Consider the following 16,268-nt stretch of genomic DNA (forward strand, 5'->3'; position numbering starts at 1 on the left):
CCCTTACTTATGATGAGCTTTAAAGTATTCTAATGTCTTTTGTAAGCCGTCCTCTAATGTTGTAGTAGCAGTAAAGCCAAAATCACGTTCAGCTTTCACATTACTTAAGCGCGAATGTTTAATATCTCCTATACGCTCATCTTCATAATAAACCATAAAATCTGTCCCGCTAATAGTCCGGAATCGCGTAATCAACTCATTCACAGATGTTCCCTTATTGGTAGATATATTATAAATACCTGTGCATTGACCATTCCCCATAGCCTTAATGTTAGCATCTACCACATCATCTACATAAATGAAATCTCTAGTTTGCTCACCATCACCAAATACAGTTAATGGTTGCCCTTCGACAATCAAGCGGTTGAAAATACTGATAACACCACCTTCACCACCATCACCTTGACGTGGTCCATATACATTAGCATATCTAAAGCATACTGTATTTAATCCAAAAGCTTCATGATAAATTCGCAAGTAGCCTTCTGCAGTAAGCTTTGTTAAGCCGTAAAAAGACGAAGGCATACCACTCAAGTCTTCAGTCAATGGCAATACTGCCAAGTCGCCATATACAGCAGCTGATGAAGGCATTAAAAATTGTTCAACATTCACTTTACGACAAGCATCGAGAACATTAATAAGCCCTATTAGATTTACATCACAGTCATAACTTGGGTTCTCCATGGAGGATTGTACCATTGTTTGCGCCGCTTCATGGAAAACAATAGACGGCTTAAACTCTTCAAATACAGATAGTAATTTTGGATCTCGTACATCCATCTCAATAAATTGAGCATCTTCATGTACAAAGGAGCGCATACCTGTAGATAAATTATCTATAACGAGTACATCATGACCTAATTCAATTAATCTATCAACTAAATGGGAACCAATAAATCCGGCCCCACCAGTAACACATATATTCATAGCGCCCTCCCTTCTAACATCTTTAAATACCTGCACCTTGTTTTGCTAGTGCATCAGCCATTTCATTATATGTATCGCCCGTATGAGCAGCCACCTTGTGAAAGTAAACTCGCACACGATTTTTTATAGAATCATAAAATGCTGAGTACTCTTGGGTTAGCTCATTATTACGTTTCCATCCCTTAGTAGCCCACATTTCTATGCCCATATAATCATAGTAAAGTGAACATTCAGAAATCCCATTATCAACGGCGTATTTCATAACATGCATAGCAGCCAACAACTCGCCAGCTACATTCCAAAACGATGTATATCGTTTATCAGTAGAGGAAAAAGAAAAAGTTTTCCTCTTGCCATTCAAAAAGATAACCCCACCTGCCCCAACAGTATTGGTCTCTTTATTATAACTACCATCGATATACGCAACCATATAGTTTGGAGTAGTAAAATCTGGTTTCACAACATTTGCTGATACTTTACTTTGAATACTAGAACTAGAAACTATAGGCCTAGAATTTTTAGATTTAAACTTCACTTCTTGTGGCGATTTAAGTTCACTCTTTTTAGCGCTCATAAAATCACTTAAAGACAAACCTGAATCCTCTACAAAAGCACGTGCTTCGGCTTCTGTCGAAAATGATTTGTAGATAGCACCACCATAGCCCTTTACTTGTTTTTCACAGTCAGACCATGTAGTGTAAACTCCTGGTACACGACCCTGACGAACAGCATAAAACTTTTTTGCCATACGCCCCCCCTTAATGGTCCATTGTCAGTTCAACAAATTCAGCATTTACAACAGATGCCAAATCCTTTGGATTTACCTTCATTTGCATACCGCGTAAACCTGCGCTTACATATACAAACTTTTGGGGTTCCATAGTAGCATCAAAATAGGTAGGAAATGCTTTTTTCATGCCTACTGGAGAACATCCACCGCGCAAATAACCTGTAATACCTAACAAATCCTTAACATGAACAAGCTCTACAGACTTATTATGACTAACACGTGCTGCCTGTTTCATATCTAACTCTTCAGCCACAGGAATACAGAATACTACATATCCAGTTTTGTCACCTTTGCCAACTAATGTTTTAAAGACTTGTTTCTCATCGAGTTTTAATGCTTCTACTACATGAAGGCCAGCAGCACGCTCTTCAGACCACTCATATTCGCTAATACTATAAAGTATCTTATGAGTATCTAAAATACGTAATGCGTTTGTTTTTTTATGTTTCTCTTTACTCATCATAACCTCCATATACTAGCATAGCAAATAAATTTAATCATTACATAATATATTTCTATAGACAAATATAATTTTTCATTACTATTTATTTACGATTTTATTAATATTTTTTAATTCAATACGCAAGGTACCATCATCATTAGTTTTTATCTCAATAAACTCACGATTTTTCATATATTCTACAGGAAATGAAATCTCAATACCTGTATCTGTTTTAATCTTATGATGCTCTCCAACCTTCGTGGCAAACTCACGATTGACTGGCAAAGGACGCAGCATATCCGCATCAGCTAATTCTTTTTTTGCCGCCTCTTGTTGAATAGGATTCGCTTTAAATACCTCTTCTACAATACGAACAGGATCAACGGTATCTGATACTTCTGCATTTTTAGCAATCATAGATTTAGCGGTTGTCAACTCAACAACGCCATCAGACTCATGAGCTTGAGCCACCTTATCTACGATAGTCTTTACCTTTCTCACCGTATCTCGCGAGGATTGATTAGTCCCTAATTGCAAAACCTTATCTGCTAGGATATAGGATACCTCACCATCAAATTCCCCTTTAGGTTCAAAAATTCGAACGCTAAAATCATGCAAATTAATGGATGCAAAGGCACGTAACTTCTGTGACGGCATCGGCAACACAGCCTTATGAGAAACGAGTTCTGTAGCCAATGTACCATCATCTTCACTGAATAATTGATGGGTAAAAGCATCATGAGCTTGACACAAAAGAATACAAACATAAGGCGTATCCGTAACGGCTTCACAGATAATTGTATCAATAACAACAGAATCAGTAGCTTGTTTCATGTATGAAAATAAGCTTTCACCTAAATTCTTACATAAATCAATAAACTTAAGCTCTCCATTTTTATAATCTAATAATTGTTTGCCCACAGGGCTCGCATCATGTAAGGTTCCGGTTCTAGCCCCTGGATCTTTAAAAGCCTTAACTACATGATTTGCTATATAATCTTGTATAGCTTGATCCCCAACCTTTAATTCATGTTCAGAATATACAGCTAACGAGGATGTAAAGTCGAAAATCTCTAGCGCCGCCTTATTAATCTGCATGATGCCTCCTTGTAGTACAAAAAATGTTTACCTTTTATTATACCACTCTTTTAGCTTTCGTTTATCTACTTTTGAGCATTCCGTAAGGGGTAACATAGGAACTTCTATTATAGCTTTTGGCCACTCTACAGGAGGTCTTTTATTATGAATAAGTTCTATAACTTCACTCAATCTAACCTCACCATCTAGCACCATATAAACTACATAGTCTTCCCCTCGTATCTCATCAGCAATATCGATAATAGCAACCTCGGAAACCCCTTGTAAGGATTGTAAATACAATTCCATCTCTGGGATAGAAATTTTATATCCCCCTTTATTGATTACGTCACCTGCTCTCCCATTAAACATAAGATACCCGTCACTATCAATGTATCCACAATCATTTACAGTATACGTATTGGGAATCCCTTCAATACGATAATTTGTTGTCACATAAATGACATTATCATTCTCTGCGATTTTCACGGTTGGAAATGGTCTCCCTACCGTACCTTCTCGCGCTAACCATTCTTTACCAGTGCAATACGTTATATAGTTAAGCTCTGATGCACCATAGTCCAAGATAAACTCCATATCAGGGCATATATGTTGTAACTGTTCCATTAATTGTCGATCCAGAACTTGAGATCCTGCAATGATGTATTTAATGGATGATAATTTACTTTTACAATGTCGAACCAATAATCGTAGTTTCGTTGGTAATGCATATATATGGTCTACATTGTATTCCTCTATAAGCTGCATCCATCTACTAGGACGCAAGGAACTCGTTGTAACAACAGTCCCTCCAGCCCATAAAGAGGCAATGACCATATTGCTAACACCTGTGAAACTAAAGCTTCCCTGTAAAAAGATTTTAGTATCTTTGTTTATATGAAAAATATCATTTTGAATATCAAAAAATCGCGCCAAGATATTTCTCGTCTCCACAAAGGTTTTGGTTGTCCCGTAGTCCCCGATGTAAGTACCCCAAAATCAGCTAATGGCGGTACACCTTCATAGGCTATAACACGAGCTAGCTCATCTACATAAGCCGTATCCATCTCATTGTGACATACCATAGGAATATTACCTTTATGTAATGCCCCAAGCCACTGTGTAAGTTGTTCAACAAACGACAGTTCCTGAATTAAAAGAATCTTAGTATTTAATGTCTTTTTAGACTGAGTAAGATTTACAATGCGACTTGTATTATTAATACCGACCGATAGAATAGCATCATATAGTTCACCATATGTATATTGTATGTCATCTACGATTAAAGCCATTTTATGGGGCTCTAAATCTTTATACTGTTGTAAGCGTTCAATAATTGTCATATTACATGCGTTCCATAATTAAAGCCGTACCTGTGCCCCCTGCACCAGCAATAGCACATAAACCATAGCGACCACCACAAGATTCTAAAGCAGCCATACAGTGAAGCACTAATATGGCACCAGAACATCCATAGGGATGTCCATAAGCTAAGGCACCTCCAAGCATGTTATATTTTTTAATGTGATTAGGGTACGCCTTGTTAAAAAGAACATCAATGATGGCAAAAGCTTCATTCCATTCCACCACATCAATATCATCCATAGTTAAACCTGTACGTTTTAAAATGCCTTCTGTACTTTCAAGAGCGCCCTCCGGACTAAACTGAGGATTTCCTGCCCAAGGTTTAACGCTATGAATTTTAAAAGGACCTTTTTTATTAGATAAATATACAAAGGCCGCTCCATCATGAGTTAAACACGCATTGCCTGCATTTGTAATAGAGTCAGCTCCCAACAAAGGTTTCATCCTAGACAAGAGTTTCTCGTTCATCGTAGGTCGAATACATTCATCTATACATCTTTTACCATCTATAGTAATAGGTATAATATATGACTGTAAATATGGGTTATCTAAAGCAGCTGATGCTCTTTGATGACTGCCAATAATATGTGGATATAAATCTTCCTTTGTTACATTGTGTTTATGAATAGTCCGCTCGGCCCCTTCGAGCATGGCTAAATGCGATTGATCTTGGGGCGTAAATTGAGCTACCTTATAGGCACCTTCTCGGTCATCCCCAGATGCATACACCCGCTCTGGCTGTAACGACGAACTTTCAATACCGCCTGCAATAGCAGAATCCATAATACCAGACACAATATGTGCATATGCTATCTCAATACTCATCAAAGCTGAGGCACATTGCATATCAACGGTGATAGCAGGCACAGAATTTGGTAAATTACACATAAGACCCATGAGACGGCCAAGGTTACCACCAGTACCAACTGCATTACCACAGAAGATTCCATCTATATGTGAAATAGTATAACGATTAATTATTTCATCAATTACTTGAGAGCCCAAAATCTCGGGTCTCATATGTTTATATTGTCCATTTAAAACGCCGATAGGACTTCTAAGCCCACCATGAATATATACTGACATATATACTCCTTCTATTAAAAGCAAAAAAGAGGCATCCCGCAGAATGCCACTTTAATTGTATTCTAAATTTTAACTTTAGTTGCTAACCAAGAAGCAACCAGACATTTTACGATATCTCCAGGAATAAATGGGAACATGACTACAGGCAAGGCCGCCCAAAGTTCTGTTTTTGTAACAATCATAAAACCTGCTACACCAAAGAGGTACACTACAGGAATGGTAATCACAAGAGATCGCCAGGCATAAGAGAAAAAGCTTTTTTTAGAACCTTTAAATATACTTAGTAATGTATATGCAACTGGCCAAGAAAAAATAAAGCCACCTGTTGGTCCCAACAATTTGCCAAGACCAGCCGTACCGCCAACAAATACTGGTAACCCAACTGCACCAAGCAAAATATAAATGATAAATACGATAAGTGCATCCTTAGGCTGTAACAATAAGCCGATTAATGTGGCTACCAAAGTCAAAGCCGTTACCATAGCGGGACTAAATGGCAATGGGAAAGAAATATATGCTGAAATACATAATAAGGCTGTTAATAAAGCCATTTTTGTTAAACGTCTTGTTTCCATAATTACCTCTAACTAATACATCTTTGTTTCAAAGATGATGAATCTTCATTTTCACCGAAAAACGTAGCCGAAAATGCCAATGTATCACCAATGTAACCTTCTACATGAGCATCTTCAGGATATTCCACCAAAGTTACCTTGTCATCTGCAATAACTGGTGCATGAAAATAAATCGCCATTTGCAAAGCAGATTTACTAATATTCCAAAAATCCCACATCGTTTCTAAAATCATGCAGCCAGGAACAACATAAGGATTCTCACGATGGATAGGATTCGTATCATTAATATCATTTACAAATCGTATGACCTCTTTCTTAGAGAAAGATATAGCACCATCTGCTCCCTGTTGGTTTATAGTAGAACGAATGTTAAATTGTTTTGACACTGGTCGTAAATCGACCATTAAGAAGCCAGACGTATCCATAATACCAATTGTGGTAGTTTTTGCTACTTTCGATACAATTTCACATACGGTTCTATCACTACCTGAGGAATCATAATGCATATGTTTAATAACGCTATGTCCCGGTAGGTTCAAATCATTATTACATAATGCTTTAAATAATGTTCTCATATAATCACAGTCCTTTTATTTATTCAATATCTTGATTATAATCAACATTATTTCATTCGTCAACAAAAGGCATTATTCATATGTTAACAAATATCAAATGAGTTTGAAACTATAAACAAAAAGAGCCTATGACACAAATCATAGGCCCTTCACGTGGAAGTCTCATAGATTATCTATTTTAGATCCAATTCCTTTAGGTAAGCTTTAAAGCTTTCACCCAATTCTTCGTTGCGCAATGCATACTCAACAGTGGCTTTTAAATAGCCCAATTTATCCCCTGTATCGTAGCGAATACCTTCATATGCTAATGCATACGTATCCGTTTTAGAGGCTGCCAATGCATCAGTTAATTGAACTTCATTACCTACACCAGGCTTAGTAGCTTCTAAGATATTAAAAATATCTGGTGTTAAAATATAACGACCTAATACAGCGAGTTGAGATGGAGCATCCTCTTTCTTAGGTTTTTCCACCAAGTTATCAACGCGATATAAATTATCAGCCAATGCTTCACCAGATACAATACCATAAGAACTAACTTTATCTTCTGGTACAAATTGAGCGCCTAAAATAATACCAGGATGCTCATTATAGCAATCAATCAACTGTTTTAAGCATGGATTTTCTGGATTGTAAACAATATCATCACCAAGTAATACTGCAAATGGCTCATCACCAATAAATGCTTTTGCACACAATACAGCATCACCAAGTCCACGAGGTGCTTTTTGACGAATAAAGTGAACTTTAATGTCCGCCAAATCCTTGATCATAGCCAATGGTTTATTTTTACCTTGACTTTGTAATAACAATTCTAATTCAACACTACTATCAAAATGGTCCTCAATAGCACGTTTATTACGACCTGTAATAATTAGAATTTCTTCAATCCCAGAATCTAAAGCTTCTTTTACAATGTATTGGATAGCAGGTGTATCGACAATAGGAAGCATTTCTTTTGGTTGTGCCTTGGTAGCTGGTAAAAAACGTGTACCAAAACCAGCTGCTGGAATTACAGCTTTTCTAATGCGTTGCATAGTATTCTCCTAACTAAAAGTCTTTACCTACAAATTTAATTTTCCATTGATCATTTTTATTTTTATGTCCATCTTTATATGTTAAGTACATATCGAAGGAGTGTAAATCACGATGCCATGTATAATAGACAGAATCAATATCCCCACTCATCATGTTATTCTTAACACTTACAGAAATATCATCAAGGCGAGTCAATTTATAAGTACCACCATAAATAAGCTCTTTTGGAAGCTCTGTCGTATCAAAACGATAAGGTGAATTATTGTAGGTAATATTTCGTTGATTATAGCTAACCCATACATTAGCACGATCACCAACTTTAGATTGGAATCTAGCCCCCCAATAAGGCATGCTACGGATACTACCATCATAGCCATAGTAGTCACGTTGGTAACCACCTAAGAAGCGCAAATCAGCATTTTTGCCAAGCTTAATAGGATCATGAGAAACTTCTGCATAATATTCTTTATGAGAACCTTTTACAGAACCCTCTTTCCAATAACCAGCATTAATACCACCACGTACAGTAATTGGAGAATCCCCTACATGATATGTATGAGTATCCAAACGAGCTTCACCTATTTTTTCTACCCATACTGTTTCATCATTATATTCATTAGACTCCTTGCTATACCCAACAGAAGCAGTCCCCCAAGGTAAATAATGACGATATCCCACCTGAGGTTTAAAACCAGATTTAGAATACCAACGATAGTCAATATAAGCTTCACCGTTTTTACCGATAGGATATTCTGTACTACCATGTAAGCCAATACCATCATCGTTACTATACGTAGGTTTTGGTATTAAGGAAAAAATACTAAATTTGCCTTCTTTGTCATGACGCAATGAAGTCGTATAAGATGGCAAGGATAATACTTTAAAGTTTTTAATATAAAAGGATGGTTTTTTAATAACGACTTTATCACCAGGATACACCTGAATATCTTGACCCTCCACACGATAATCTGGAGTATGAACAAAAGCCATTGCATGTTTTGTAGTTACCATGCCCTTTTCCATATGGCCTATTTGTCCATCAAAAGTAGCGTTATTGCCTTTTACATAATAGGGATCGCTCCATCCCATGGCTTGGTCCGCCTCAAAGTGACGATCGCTAGTGCGATACGTCATATTTTGACCTGTAATATCTTTTGTTTTACCGCCATCTTCCAAATAGCGATAGCCCCCAACAGTACGATACTCTGTAGTTTTAGTATTACCTTCAATACGTGGAGCCATCAAAGTTTGATTACCTTGAGACACCACAACATCGCCTTGAGCATATACATCACCTGTAGAGCCAGTATAAGACATTTTGTTAGCATCGATACGTGTAGGCAACTGTTCAGCAGGAGTAGCAGATTTCGCTTTTTCACCACGACGTACAACACGGATATTACTATATTCAGGTGTAGATGCTTTAGAAATTTCTCCTGCATAGGATTGACCTACGCTATCCAATGTATCTTGATATACAATAGTTGACTCAGTAGCGGCCCATACAGGTTGTGCTAAACAAACAACACATGCCGCTGCCAGCCATTGTACTTTACGTTTCCTCATGGTTACTAGAACTCCTATTACTTTAAGAATTTGTTAATTATTGATTACGCTTTACAACAACGATAGGTTGAGAAACATTTTCTACAGGTTCTTCTGGCTCCTCAACTGCTGTAGCATCTTCAGCTACAGCTGCATTTTCATCAGTATCATTATTTTCTACATATTCTTCAGATTCACCTGTTGTATTAGGTACAGTTACAGCATCAGCTAATTCATCATCACTATGAGCTAAACCATCACCACCAATAACAAGACCTTGAATTGTTACGGAATCTTGAGGTTGTACATATACAGTAGCACCAGCTGGGTACTCAATATTTTTACCTTTGATGAAAGCGCCCCCTACAAGCCCAACAGGACCGAGTAGAACTGCGCCCGCCACAGATGCACCTGCTGCTTTAACTTCACTACGAGTTTTATCCTTAGCCTCTTTACCTTGTACAGCAGTAAATTCTGTACCATCAATAGCTGGGATTGTATCAAATGTAATATCTAACGCACCATTACGACCAAAGGAACGAGCCTTTTTCAAAGAAGTAATTGTTCCGGAACCTACAGTGCCCGCAGGTACTAATAAGACATTGCCATCCATTACATTTTCTGCAACAGTAAAGGATACAGTATCACCTTCACGACTAGTTTTAGAAGAAACCGCTTCATTTAAAGTCACTTTGAACACTTGGTTACCAGACAATGTGCCTACTTGGTTAGTAAGAGACACATTGCTACCATATACCTTTGTCTTCAAAGAAATAATACGTTTTTGTAAGGAACCACTACCAATGCGACCATTAACGCTACGTTCCATCTTTTCTACACGGTCTACAAGAGATCCTGCGTTAATGCTATTTTGATATGTATATTCCAATGCATCCATTTCTTCGCGCAAAGAAATATTAGTACCACTGCCTTCTACAGAATTGTAGAGGGAGTCAACACGTTTGCTCAATGTTGCGGAATTACCATTGAAACCAGTACCATACACGGTTTCATCAAGTTGATTAATGCGGTCCACAACAGCACCATCTTGTACAGTTCCATATACAGTAGTTTCTAAAACATTTGTTTTTTCAGTTACTGTACCAGGAGCGGCAAATGCAGTGCCTGAAATTAGGGATGCCATTAAAAGTGTAAGTACTTGTTTCTTCATAAATTCCTCCACAATGTATCTAATGTATAACTGTTATACAACAGAATAAGCACGGGCCTAAGACCGTGCTTATTCCCTGAGTCTATCAATTTATATGCTCAGTGGCCATTAAATTTTCAAATCAATAATCGCAGATACACCTACGCCTTGAACACGAGATGCACCAACTGGGTTTGTGCTATCAACAGGAACTAAGCCTTTTACACGAACCATACCATTAAAGCTACCTTCTACTTGAGCAACAGCTTTAACTTCTTCAATGCTAGAAGCAGGCCCAGTAACTTGAGCAGCACCGATATAACCTTTTGTACCAATACTGATAATAGGAACTACTTTAGTTGTATATTCAGTACTCAAGTTATTTTGTTTCAATAATTTATTTAGGAAAGAGTCAATTTGTGGACCAAATTTGTTAACAACAATGCCGATACCACCAATTTTAGCTGCACCACCAAGAATGCTGCTAAGTCCACCAGCTTGAGTTGTCAAGATGCCACCAAATGCAGTTGTAGTTAAACAAATCCCTAGAACAGCTGTAATAATCTTCTTTTTCATAATAAGCCTCCTATAGATACTTATATTTTAACAAATTCTATACATAGATTCTAGTGAAAGTATAAGAACTTACACATAAAGATACTAACATAATATAGATTTTCGATGAATTCTTAATGAATTTTACGCAACTTAATTTAATGCTATCATCAACGATAAATCGTGTCAATATCTAATACGAGCTACATCTAGAAAGCTCAAAAATTGAAATAAAAAGATTAACAAAATGATATAGTTTAATTACTTTTATTAATTATAAATTTAACAAATTCGTGGAACCTGATCTTCGCCTAATAAATCAATCAAACGAACACCTCCAATAGCCGTTTGTAGACCAACCTTACCAATATTTTTATCTAAAGTTTTACCAATTAAAACTGCTTCGCTTCCCTCTTCAAAACTATGAAGAATCTTGAGAACTTCGTCCGTAACAGATGGTTCAACGATAAGAACTACTTTCCCTTCATTCGCTAAATATAAAGGGTCATACCCCAATATATTACATACTGACTGCACTTCTTCATGAATAGGTATGGCCGTTTCTTCAACTTTAATGCCTACTTGACTCTGATCAGCGATCTCTTTTAAAACGGTACCTAGGCCACCACGAGTGGGATCTCTCAACAAAGCAACTTGAGTTCCTACTTTATCTAATACTGCTTGAACCATCTTATTTAGTGGTGCACAGTCAGTTGTTAAGGAGTCAGATAAATCTAACCCAAACCGTTGCCCCATAACGGCAATGGAGTGATCTCCAATAGCACCTGACAAAATGATATCTAGCCCTGCTTTCACACGATGTGGACCAATATCTATTCCATCTGGAATCATGCCAATACCAGCAGTATTAATGTAGATTTTATCTACTTCGCCCTTTTTAACGACCTTTGTATCACCTGTAACAATTTGAACATTTGCGGCTTTTGCCATTTCTGACATAGTGCGAAGAATTTCATCTAGCTCTTCAAAGGCCAAACCTTCTTCTAAAATAAGACCACAACTTAAATATTGAGGTATCGCGCCATTCATGGCTAAATCATTCACAGTTCCACAAACAGCCAACTTGCCAATATTACCACCAGAAAAGAACGCAGGTTGCACCACATAAGAATCTGTAGAGAAGGCCATGCGCCCGGCTGTAACAGGAAACTGGGCACCATCGTGTAGGGGCGCCAATAAATCATTTGTAAAATATTTCAAAATAAAACGGTCCGTCAACTCATGACTAAATCGTCCACCATTACCATGGACTAAGCGAACTCGTTCCATATTAATCCTCCCACGTCGATCCACCACTAGAATAACCATATTTATACCATGCAGCACAGCTACCCTCTACAGATACCATACAGGCACCCACCGGATGATCTGCGGTACAGCTTTTACCAAATAACGGACATTCACTCGGTTTAATAAGGCCTTGCAAAACACGTCCACATTGACAGCCTTTAGGATCAAGAGATGGTTTATCTAAGTTAATAGGTAGGAGAAGTTCTACATCGTAAGCTGCATACTCACCCTTTAATGCTAAACCAGAGTTAGGAATAACACCAATACCGCGCCATACATCATCGCATACTTCATACACTTCCTCGATCATAGCTTGGGCTACAGGATTTCCCTTCTGCATAACTACAGAATGATACGTATTGCCCACCACAATATTACCAGACTTACGTTGCTCTAAAATATTAGCTATGGCAGACAATATTTCTAAGCCATCAAAGCCAGCGATACAAGATGGGATACCGTATTCTTTGGGCAAAAATCGGTATGGTTCTTCCCCAATAATAACGCTAACATGACCAGGTAGAATAAATCCATCGATATGTCCTTCTTGTTTATCTAGTAATGCACGCAATGCTGGTGGTACTAACTTATGAGATACAAGAAAGAATACGTTCTTTAATCCCGCAGCATGAACGACTTTTACAGTAGCACAAATTACGGCTATAGTCGTCTCAAAGCCAATAGCTAAAAATACGATTTTCTTTTCTGGGTATTTTTTGCTTAGTTCTATCACCTCTAAAGGTGTATAGATAACATGGATGTGAGCGCCCTTTGTTTGAGCTTCGCTGAGGCTACTATAACTCCCAGGGACCTTCAACATATCCCCAAAAGTAGCAATAATAACATCCTCACGTTCTGCATAGACTAAAGCCTTATCCATATAGGTTTGATCAGTTACACATACTGGACATCCTGGTCCACTAACAAGTTCTATGCCACTTGGCAATAATTGACGAAGACCTTCTCGGAAAATCGATACTGTATGCGTACCACAGACCTCCATAAGCCGCACAGTTTCACCGGGATTATGAAGCGCATTGATGCGCCTTAACAAAGCATCAGCTGTGTGCTGCTTTTCCTGCAAAGTAAGCTTCTTCAAGTTCTTCTAACTCCTTAAAGGCCTCTAATGTTTTTTGAGCCTCTTCTTCATCAACAATTTGTACAGCAAAACCTGCATGAACTAACAACCAGTCCCCGACCTTTGCATCTGGTACGAGGAGCAAGCTGCAGTCACGGGTAGCACCTGTCAATTCAACGGTACCAATAGCATCATTCACAGCAATCAATTGCGCTGGTACAGCTAAGCACATATTATCTCCTTATCTATATCATTTATAACAAGTTTTATATACATTTACTTCAATAAAACAGCTCCGAAATATATGAATAAAATTAATATTATTGTATCACAGTTACACTCATTATTTAGTGATAGTGTGCACAAACAACTAGAACTTAAACTAGCTATGGCACTCACATAGATTAAACAATATTCAGGACATTACTAAATAAATTTATCTAAGAATAAGAGCTATATGACAATTTATAATTGATTTCCTAACCACAGTTGTCCTAAAGCAAGTCCACCATCATTAGAGGGAACCGCTTCATTCATATATAAATTACCTATATGCCACGTCTTATATATAAATTCTAATAGTTTACGATTTTGAAATACACCACCAGACATAGCCACATCACTAATATTATATCGCTCCATCAAGTCTGCAGCCGTTTCGCATAGTGCGATTGCCATTGTTTTATGAAATGAAGCGGCTAAATGAGCTCGACATTCACCACGAACAACGCCATCCATAATAGATTGAATTGTAGGTGTAAAATCAAGAATATGTCCGTCATAATTGTAAGCAAGTAGTGATCCTTTTTCATCACCACATAGAGTTTCTAAGGAAATGGCAATTTGTGCATCATAACTATGCACCATACCAAGACCTAATAAAGCACCTACAGTATCAAATAATCGCCCACAGCTTGTAGCTTGAATCATGGGCATCGTAGATTGTAATGCTTTATCTAAAATTTCCCATCCCTTTGGAAGTTCTTTCATCCATTCTTGATATACAAAAGGGATATCATCGCCATAATAATTACGAATATACCATAAGGCTTGTCGCCAAGGTTCAGAAACAGCCTTTTCTCCACCAGGCAATGGAGCCGCATGAATATGTGCCAATCTCTGATATTGATTGCCTTTACAAAGGAGGAATTCTCCCCCCCATATAGTCCCATCTGGTCCATAGCCAGTACCATCCATAGCAATTCCTAGTACCAGCCCCCTTAAATTGTGTTCTGCCATAACAGAGGCTATATGAGCATGATGATGCTGAACAGGTACAACAGAAAGATGGAGACTTTCACCTATTCTTTCACCTAACCGAGAAGAGAAAAACTGGGGATGACTATCTATAATAATCTTTTCTGGTTGTATAGAAAATAAATTTTTATATCGTTCAATGGTCCATTCTAAGGTTTTATGAGTAGATGCATTCTCTAAATCTCCAATATGGGGTCCTACAAGAACTTCACTACCTTTATTCACAGCAAACGCATTTTTCAAATCACTGCCCATAGCTAATATCGAAGTTTGTTCTAAACCGTCACAATGAATTGGCTCAGGTACATAGCCACGACTGCGACGAATAAATCGAGGTTTATTATTGATGACCACCACCACAGAATCATCAAGAGGAGCATAGATTTCACGATTATGAACGAGGAAATAGTCTGCTACCTCACCTAGTTCATTAAACGCTTGGTCGTCGTTATATAATACGGAATCACCACTTCTGTTACCACTGGTCATAACCCAAGCTGCATCAGAGGGCAATAACACCTCATGCATCGGTGAATAAGGCAACATCACACCCAACATATGATTGTCAGGTGCAACGTGAGGACTTAACCGAACAGAACTATTATGATTTCTTTCTAATAACACAATAGGACGTTCCATCCCCGTTAATACATCTAGTTCTACATCGTTAATATGTGCTAACTCAATCGCCATATCTAGAGATCCCACCATTATTGCTAATGGTTTATGCGGTCTATTCTTCCGCTTACGTAATCGTTGTACAGCAGCATCATTTCTAGCATCGCAAACAAGATGATACCCTCCTACACCTTTTATAGCGATAATATTACCTTCATTGATCAATTCCCGCGTAGTATTCCATACATTTACCATATCTACAGCCGTGCGATTTGGCTTGTATAAAGTATAACGAGGCCCACAATAAGAGCATGCATTTGGTTCAGCTCTATAACGACGCCCCTCTATATCTTCATATTCAGCCTTACAATCTTCACACATGGGGAACTCATTCATCGTCGTCCGTTCTCGATCATAGGGCAAAGATTTAATTATCGTATACCTTGGTCCGCAATTTGTACAATTGATGAAAGGATATTCCTTTCTACGTTTATCTTGTTGTAACTCTTTAAGGCAATCATTACAAGGCGCAGTATCAGCACTAATAAAGGTACTCACGGATTCACCTAAAGGGGATGCCTGCACAACAAAATCACTTTCATGCATATTAAGTGTAAGATGCTGTACAGTTTGACTAGTAATACGACATAAAGGAGGTTGCTCCTCTTGAACAGCATCTAAAAATAACTGCAATTCACCTAGAAAACCTTGAACTTCAACATACACGCCTTGACTATCATTATATACAAAACCTGTTAATCCTAGAGAATGGGCCAACATAGAAACAAGGGGTCGGAATCCGACCCCTTGAACTATACCGGTATAGCGAATTCCCCAGCGTTCTGTAGTTTGATTACTATTTTGTTTCATATAAACTCC

17 protein-coding genes are annotated in these 16,268 nt (G+C 37.8%); all 17 read right to left on the reverse strand.

The features are described from left to right. Positions 1-3: 3 nt before the first annotated feature. The 17 genes from HMPREF1865_RS01705 to hypF all read right to left on the reverse strand — a co-directional run bounded on the left by HMPREF1865_RS01705 (position 4) and on the right by hypF (position 16,259). Positions 4-927 carry an NAD-dependent epimerase/dehydratase family protein gene (locus HMPREF1865_RS01705; protein WP_004693351.1) on the reverse strand — a complete coding sequence of 308 codons (924 nt, stop codon included), beginning with the start codon at positions 925-927 and terminating at the stop codon, positions 4-6. 22 nt (positions 928-949) lie between these two features. Continuing rightward, positions 950-1,675, reverse strand: coding sequence for a ribonuclease H1 domain-containing protein (locus HMPREF1865_RS01710; RefSeq protein ID WP_008713648.1), 726 nt, complete (start codon positions 1,673-1,675; stop codon positions 950-952). A 10-nt stretch (positions 1,676-1,685) separates the two neighbouring features. Then, on the reverse strand, positions 1,686-2,177 hold the full coding sequence (gene ybaK / locus HMPREF1865_RS01715) for a Cys-tRNA(Pro) deacylase (RefSeq protein WP_058948419.1): 492 nt from the start codon (positions 2,175-2,177) through the stop codon (positions 1,686-1,688). An 81-nt stretch (positions 2,178-2,258) separates the two neighbouring features. Beyond that, complete coding sequence (locus HMPREF1865_RS01720) at positions 2,259-3,257, reverse strand: nucleoid-associated protein (RefSeq protein WP_024061215.1); 999 nt, start codon at positions 3,255-3,257, stop codon at positions 2,259-2,261. 27 nt (positions 3,258-3,284) lie between these two features. Beyond that, the gene (locus HMPREF1865_RS01725; protein WP_230949589.1) at positions 3,285-4,190 is read right to left on the reverse strand and encodes an AMP-binding protein; all 906 of its coding nucleotides are present in this window, start codon (positions 4,188-4,190) and stop codon (positions 3,285-3,287) included. Further along, the gene (locus tag HMPREF1865_RS09610) at positions 4,130-4,579 is read right to left on the reverse strand and encodes an acyl-CoA synthetase family protein (protein ID WP_230949590.1); all 450 of its coding nucleotides are present in this window, start codon (positions 4,577-4,579) and stop codon (positions 4,130-4,132) included. The genes HMPREF1865_RS01725 and HMPREF1865_RS09610 overlap by 61 nt, the downstream gene beginning before the upstream one ends. Position 4,580: 1 nt before the next feature. After that, on the reverse strand, positions 4,581-5,687 hold the full coding sequence (locus tag HMPREF1865_RS01730; RefSeq protein ID WP_060918983.1) for an acetyl-CoA C-acyltransferase: 1,107 nt from the start codon (positions 5,685-5,687) through the stop codon (positions 4,581-4,583). A 62-nt stretch (positions 5,688-5,749) separates the two neighbouring features. Beyond that, a complete protein-coding gene (locus HMPREF1865_RS01735; protein WP_004693338.1) occupies positions 5,750-6,262 on the reverse strand; it encodes a biotin transporter BioY in 513 nt (170 codons plus the stop codon). Between the two features lie 8 nt (positions 6,263-6,270). Further along, the gene (locus HMPREF1865_RS01740; protein WP_060918984.1) at positions 6,271-6,837 is read right to left on the reverse strand and encodes a hypothetical protein; all 567 of its coding nucleotides are present in this window, start codon (positions 6,835-6,837) and stop codon (positions 6,271-6,273) included. 173 nt (positions 6,838-7,010) lie between these two features. Continuing rightward, entirely contained in the window at positions 7,011-7,874 is an 864-nt protein-coding gene (gene galU / locus HMPREF1865_RS01745; RefSeq protein ID WP_060918985.1) for a UTP--glucose-1-phosphate uridylyltransferase GalU, read from the reverse strand. 13 nt (positions 7,875-7,887) lie between these two features. Further along, positions 7,888-9,441: an LPS-assembly protein LptD gene (locus HMPREF1865_RS01750; RefSeq protein ID WP_060918986.1), complete on the reverse strand. Its 1,554-nt coding sequence runs from the start codon at positions 9,439-9,441 to the stop codon at positions 7,888-7,890. Between the two features lie 37 nt (positions 9,442-9,478). Then, positions 9,479-10,591: a hypothetical protein gene (locus HMPREF1865_RS01755; RefSeq protein ID WP_004693331.1), complete on the reverse strand. Its 1,113-nt coding sequence runs from the start codon at positions 10,589-10,591 to the stop codon at positions 9,479-9,481. 108 nt (positions 10,592-10,699) lie between these two features. After that, positions 10,700-11,146, reverse strand: coding sequence for a hypothetical protein (locus HMPREF1865_RS01760; protein ID WP_004693328.1), 447 nt, complete (start codon positions 11,144-11,146; stop codon positions 10,700-10,702). A gap of 261 nt (positions 11,147-11,407) precedes the next feature. Beyond that, positions 11,408-12,415, reverse strand: coding sequence for a hydrogenase expression/formation protein HypE (gene hypE / locus HMPREF1865_RS01765; protein ID WP_060918987.1), 1,008 nt, complete (start codon positions 12,413-12,415; stop codon positions 11,408-11,410). A 1-nt stretch (position 12,416) separates the two neighbouring features. Continuing rightward, positions 12,417-13,535, reverse strand: a complete 1,119-nt coding sequence (gene hypD, locus HMPREF1865_RS01770) for a hydrogenase formation protein HypD (protein ID WP_060918988.1) — start codon at positions 13,533-13,535, stop codon at positions 12,417-12,419. Then, positions 13,495-13,746 carry a HypC/HybG/HupF family hydrogenase formation chaperone gene (locus tag HMPREF1865_RS01775; RefSeq protein WP_004693324.1) on the reverse strand — a complete coding sequence of 84 codons (252 nt, stop codon included), beginning with the start codon at positions 13,744-13,746 and terminating at the stop codon, positions 13,495-13,497. The genes hypD and HMPREF1865_RS01775 overlap by 41 nt, the downstream gene beginning before the upstream one ends. A 233-nt stretch (positions 13,747-13,979) precedes the next feature. After that, positions 13,980-16,259: a carbamoyltransferase HypF gene (gene hypF, locus HMPREF1865_RS01780; protein WP_060918989.1), complete on the reverse strand. Its 2,280-nt coding sequence runs from the start codon at positions 16,257-16,259 to the stop codon at positions 13,980-13,982. Between the last annotated feature and the right edge of the window lie 9 nt (positions 16,260-16,268).

Source organism: Veillonella parvula (genome assembly GCF_001553335.1).
Taxonomy (GTDB): domain Bacteria; phylum Bacillota; class Negativicutes; order Veillonellales; family Veillonellaceae; genus Veillonella; species Veillonella parvula_S.

Excerpts from the sequence above, each read along its gene's own strand:
- galU (WP_060918985.1), bottom strand. The coding sequence starts at position 7,874 with ATGCAACGCATTAGAAAAGCTGTAATTCCAGCAGCTGGTTTTGGTACA.
- HMPREF1865_RS01755 (WP_004693331.1), bottom strand. The coding sequence starts at position 10,591 with ATGAAGAAACAAGTACTTACACTTTTAATGGCATCCCTAATTTCAGGC.
- HMPREF1865_RS01705 (WP_004693351.1), bottom strand. The coding sequence starts at position 927 with ATGAATATATGTGTTACTGGTGGGGCCGGATTTATTGGTTCCCATTTA.
- HMPREF1865_RS01750 (WP_060918986.1), bottom strand. The coding sequence starts at position 9,441 with ATGAGGAAACGTAAAGTACAATGGCTGGCAGCGGCATGTGTTGTTTGT.
- ybaK (WP_058948419.1), bottom strand. The coding sequence starts at position 2,177 with ATGAGTAAAGAGAAACATAAAAAAACAAACGCATTACGTATTTTAGAT.
- HMPREF1865_RS01720 (WP_024061215.1), bottom strand. The coding sequence starts at position 3,257 with ATGCAGATTAATAAGGCGGCGCTAGAGATTTTCGACTTTACATCCTCG.
- hypE (WP_060918987.1), bottom strand. The coding sequence starts at position 12,415 with ATGGAACGAGTTCGCTTAGTCCATGGTAATGGTGGACGATTTAGTCAT.
- HMPREF1865_RS09610 (WP_230949590.1), bottom strand. The coding sequence starts at position 4,579 with ATGACAATTATTGAACGCTTACAACAGTATAAAGATTTAGAGCCCCAT.
- HMPREF1865_RS01740 (WP_060918984.1), bottom strand. The coding sequence starts at position 6,837 with ATGAGAACATTATTTAAAGCATTATGTAATAATGATTTGAACCTACCG.
- HMPREF1865_RS01775 (WP_004693324.1), bottom strand. The coding sequence starts at position 13,746 with ATGTGCTTAGCTGTACCAGCGCAATTGATTGCTGTGAATGATGCTATT.
- HMPREF1865_RS01735 (WP_004693338.1), bottom strand. The coding sequence starts at position 6,262 with ATGGAAACAAGACGTTTAACAAAAATGGCTTTATTAACAGCCTTATTA.
- hypF (WP_060918989.1), bottom strand. The coding sequence starts at position 16,259 with ATGAAACAAAATAGTAATCAAACTACAGAACGCTGGGGAATTCGCTAT.
- HMPREF1865_RS01710 (WP_008713648.1), bottom strand. The coding sequence starts at position 1,675 with ATGGCAAAAAAGTTTTATGCTGTTCGTCAGGGTCGTGTACCAGGAGTT.
- HMPREF1865_RS01760 (WP_004693328.1), bottom strand. The coding sequence starts at position 11,146 with ATGAAAAAGAAGATTATTACAGCTGTTCTAGGGATTTGTTTAACTACA.
- HMPREF1865_RS01730 (WP_060918983.1), bottom strand. The coding sequence starts at position 5,687 with ATGTCAGTATATATTCATGGTGGGCTTAGAAGTCCTATCGGCGTTTTA.